The sequence below is a fragment of the Leifsonia sp. HAY1-4F genome, from assembly GCF_056755275.1.
The window spans coordinates 1-269 of the sequence record NZ_JBNDHX010000307.1; the positions used below are offsets into that span (position 1 = coordinate 1).

General features: G+C 68.4%; 1 protein-coding gene. It reads right to left on the minus strand.

Features of this window, described 5'->3' with window-relative positions; all coding sequences use genetic code 11:
• The coding region (locus ACPYOG_RS19620) for a hypothetical protein (protein WP_481295796.1) at positions 1-269 on the minus strand (269 nt) is incomplete at both ends.

Genomic DNA, 269 nt, shown 5'->3' on the forward strand with positions numbered 1-269 from the left:
TGTGCAGTGTCACCAGCGCGGGCTCACCGGTCGGGAAATCGAGGCACGGCCAGAACAGGTCGCAGCCATAGCCTTCCGCGGTCGTCGCGAACCAGGTGCGGCCATCGGACGTCTTCGACCAGACCATGCCGTCGTCCCACGGCGCCTTCACCGCGACGTGCGGCGTGCCGCCATAGGTAATCTTCGCGGTGACCTTGCCCCCAGCGGGGACGGGCTTGGGCAGCGTGATCGTCAGCCGACCCTCGGGATTGCTCCACGCCGACGGGGCA